This is a genomic window from Pantoea sp. UBA5923 (assembly GCF_002431095.1).
GTDB lineage: Bacteria > Pseudomonadota > Gammaproteobacteria > Enterobacterales > Enterobacteriaceae > Pantoea > Pantoea piersonii.
The window spans coordinates 1-2,930 of sequence record NZ_DJDN01000068.1; the positions used below are offsets into that span (position 1 = coordinate 1).

Sequence of the window (2,930 nt, forward strand, 5' to 3'; positions counted from 1 at the left end):
GACGGATAACAACGGCCGTAAAGCGGACTTCCGCAACGTGGTGCTGGTCATGACCACCAACGCGGGCGTACGTGAAACCGAGCGTAAATCGATTGGTCTGATCCATCAGGACAACAGCACTGATGCGATGGAAGAGATCAAAAAGATCTTTACGCCAGAGTTCCGCAACCGTCTCGACAATATTATCTGGTTCCGTCACCTGTCACAGGAAGTGATTCATCAGGTCGTGGACAAGTTTATTGTCGAACTGCAGGCGCAGCTGGATGCGAAGGGCGTTTCGCTGGAAGTCAGCGACGAAGCGCGCGACTGGCTGGCGGAGAAAGGCTACGACAAGGCGATGGGTGCCCGTCCTATGGCGCGTACGGTGCAGGAAAACCTCAAGAAACCGCTGGCCAACGAATTGCTGTTTGGCTCGCTGGTGGATGGGGGATCGGTCTCGGTGGCGCTCGACAAAGAGAAGAACCAGCTGACTTATCACTTCCTCAGCGCGGAAAAACGCAAAACGGAAGGTACGGTTCACTAAGCGCCGTAAGGTAGAAATAGAAAAGGCCAGATGCGAATCTGGCCTTTTTTTTCACCGCCGTTCAGGCGGCGAAAGCGAAACGGAGCCGCTTAGCGACTACGGAAGACAATGCGGCCTTTGCTCAGGTCGTACGGGGTCAGCTCAACAGTTACTTTGTCGCCCGTCAGGATGCGGATATAGTTTTTGCGCATTTTACCGGAGATATGAGCGGTAACCACGTGACCGTTTTCGAGTTCTACACGGAACATGGTGTTAGGTAACGTATCAAGTACGGTACCTTGCATTTCAATATTGTCTTCTTTAGCCATCGAATCCTCTGGGTGGACTAGCTTTCAGTGAACCGGCAAGATAATGCCGAATTCCACGATTTATGTAAAGAAACGTTGGCGGTAAAGCCAACGCTTCGCCGTGCTTCGCGCGAGGGGCGCGAGCATCTCGGTTAAATTCGGGTGTTTATGTGACGTCTGCGGGGGATTAACGGGCTAAGAATTTGCATCAGTAGGCGGTAACACGCGCTCATCTGAAACAGTTCCGGGAGTGCGTTGTGATTCCCAGCCTGGCAATTCCGGCTCGCCGTTGCGAAGCGCGGACGACATACCAAACGCGGCTATTATACCACTTTTACGTCTGTTTGTGTGCAAAACATCTGCGCAGGCTTAAAAAAGGGTCTGAGTGCGCCAGCAACCGGCGTTGACAGGCTGCCAGGCAAGAGACTGAACATACTGCAGATAGTCAGCGCGCGGTATCTCGCGCGCGCCCAGCGAGGCCGTGTGCGGATTTAAAACCTGGCAATCCACCAGCCGGCCCTGATGTTTAATGAAATGCTGGCAAAATACCAGAAGGGCGGTTTTCGAGGCGTTCTCGCTCCGGCTGAACATTGATTCGCCGCAGAAAATCTGTCCCAGCGCGAGGCCGTACATGCCGCCTACCAGCTGCCGATCCAGCCACACTTCTATAGAGTGCGCATGCCCCAGTTCATAGAGACGCTGCCAGGCGCGCTTCACTTCGAAGGTAATCCATGTTCCTTCCTGACGGCCGGCGGCGCAGCCTTCGACTACGTCGAAAAACGCCTGATTCATGGTCACGCGAAACGGCGAGCGGCGATGAAAACGCGCCATGCTGCGGCTGAGGTGAAAGGATTCCGGCAGCAGTACCGCACGCGGATCGGGCGACCACCACAAAATGGGATCGCCAGGCGAAAACCAGGGGAAAATGCCGCGCTGGTAGGCACTGAGCAGGCGAGCAGGGGAGAGATCGCCGCCCATCGCCAGCAGGCCGTTTGGCTCACGCAGCGCCATCTCTGGCGGAGGAAAATGAAGGGATTCCCGTGACAGTTGCACCAGTCTCATCGCATCTCTACTCGTCGGTTTTTCGCTAAGACTATAGCGCAAAGCGCTGCTGAAAATGCCAGTAGCGTCCCTCTTTTGAGATTAATTCGTGATGCGGGCCTTCTTCAGCGATCTGGCCGTTTTTCATTACGCAGATGCGATCCAGTGCGTCCAGACCGCTCAGCCGGTGCGTCACCATAATCAGGGTTTTACCAGCTGTAACCTGCTGCAGCAGCGCTAAAATCTGGTGCTCCGTGGCTGCATCGAGCCCTTCAGTGGGTTCATCCAGCAGCCAGAGATCGCCGTCGTGCAGCAGCGCCCGCGCAATTGCCAGGCGGCGCAGTTCGCCGCCCGACAGCGAACGGCCTCCTTCGCCGAGCCAGGCGTTGAGTCCTTCTTCGCTTTCCAGCAGGCGCGACAGGCCTGTCTGGTGCAGAACGCGGCTGAGCTGCGCATCGCTGGCGTCGGGGCGCGCTACCCGCAGGTTCTCGCGCAGCGTCTGGTTAAACAGGTGCACGCGCTGCGTCACTACGCTAATGCGCTGACGCAGCGATTTTTCATCCCAGCTGCGCAGATCGACGTTTTGTAGCGCAACGGAGCCGGTTTCCACCTCCCATGCGCGCGTCAGCAACGCCAGCAGCGTGGATTTACCGCAGCCGGTGGGGCCGAGCAAGGCTATACGCTCGCCCGCCCGTACCTGCAGCGAAAAATTATCCAGCACCGCTTCGGGACGATGCGGATAGTGGAAGGTGACCTTATCAATCGATACCGAAAGGCTGCCGGGCTCACTTGCCGATTTATCGGGAAAACGAATCGCGGGCGCCTGATCGATGATGCCGTTAACGCGCTCAGCGGCGGCGATAACCTGCGACAGCGGCAGAAAAGCGCCGGCAACCGGGGCCAGCGCTTCAAACGCGGCGAGCGCGCAAAATACCACCAGCGCGATAAGCGCGCCGGGCGAGGAAGCCTGCGTCACGCCATCCGCGCTCATCCACAGCAGCAGCGTCACGGTCGCGCCGCTTATCAGCAGCAGCAGGCTTTGCGACAGTGCCTGTAAGCGCTGCTGCTGACGCTGCGCA

At 57.5% G+C, this 2,930-nt stretch carries 4 protein-coding genes; 1 reads left to right on the forward strand and 3 read right to left on the reverse strand.

What is annotated here, in order from left to right:
* Positions 1-523, forward strand: a 523-nt coding sequence (locus tag B3797_RS15995; RefSeq protein ID WP_311791579.1) for an AAA family ATPase, incomplete at its 5' end; no start/stop codon positions are given.
* Between the two features lie 89 nt (positions 524-612).
* Here the strand turns inward: B3797_RS15995 and infA are convergent.
* The 3 genes from infA to B3797_RS16010 all read right to left on the reverse strand — a co-directional run.
* On the reverse strand, positions 613-831 hold the full coding sequence (gene infA / locus B3797_RS16000) for a translation initiation factor IF-1 (RefSeq protein WP_002211347.1): 219 nt from the start codon (positions 829-831) through the stop codon (positions 613-615).
* A 348-nt stretch (positions 832-1,179) separates the two neighbouring features.
* A complete protein-coding gene (gene aat / locus B3797_RS16005; RefSeq protein ID WP_311781865.1) occupies positions 1,180-1,872 on the reverse strand; it encodes a leucyl/phenylalanyl-tRNA--protein transferase in 693 nt (230 codons plus the stop codon).
* Between the two features lie 31 nt (positions 1,873-1,903).
* On the reverse strand, positions 1,904-2,930 hold a 1,027-nt coding region (locus B3797_RS16010), incomplete at its 5' end, for an ATP-binding cassette domain-containing protein (RefSeq protein WP_311791580.1).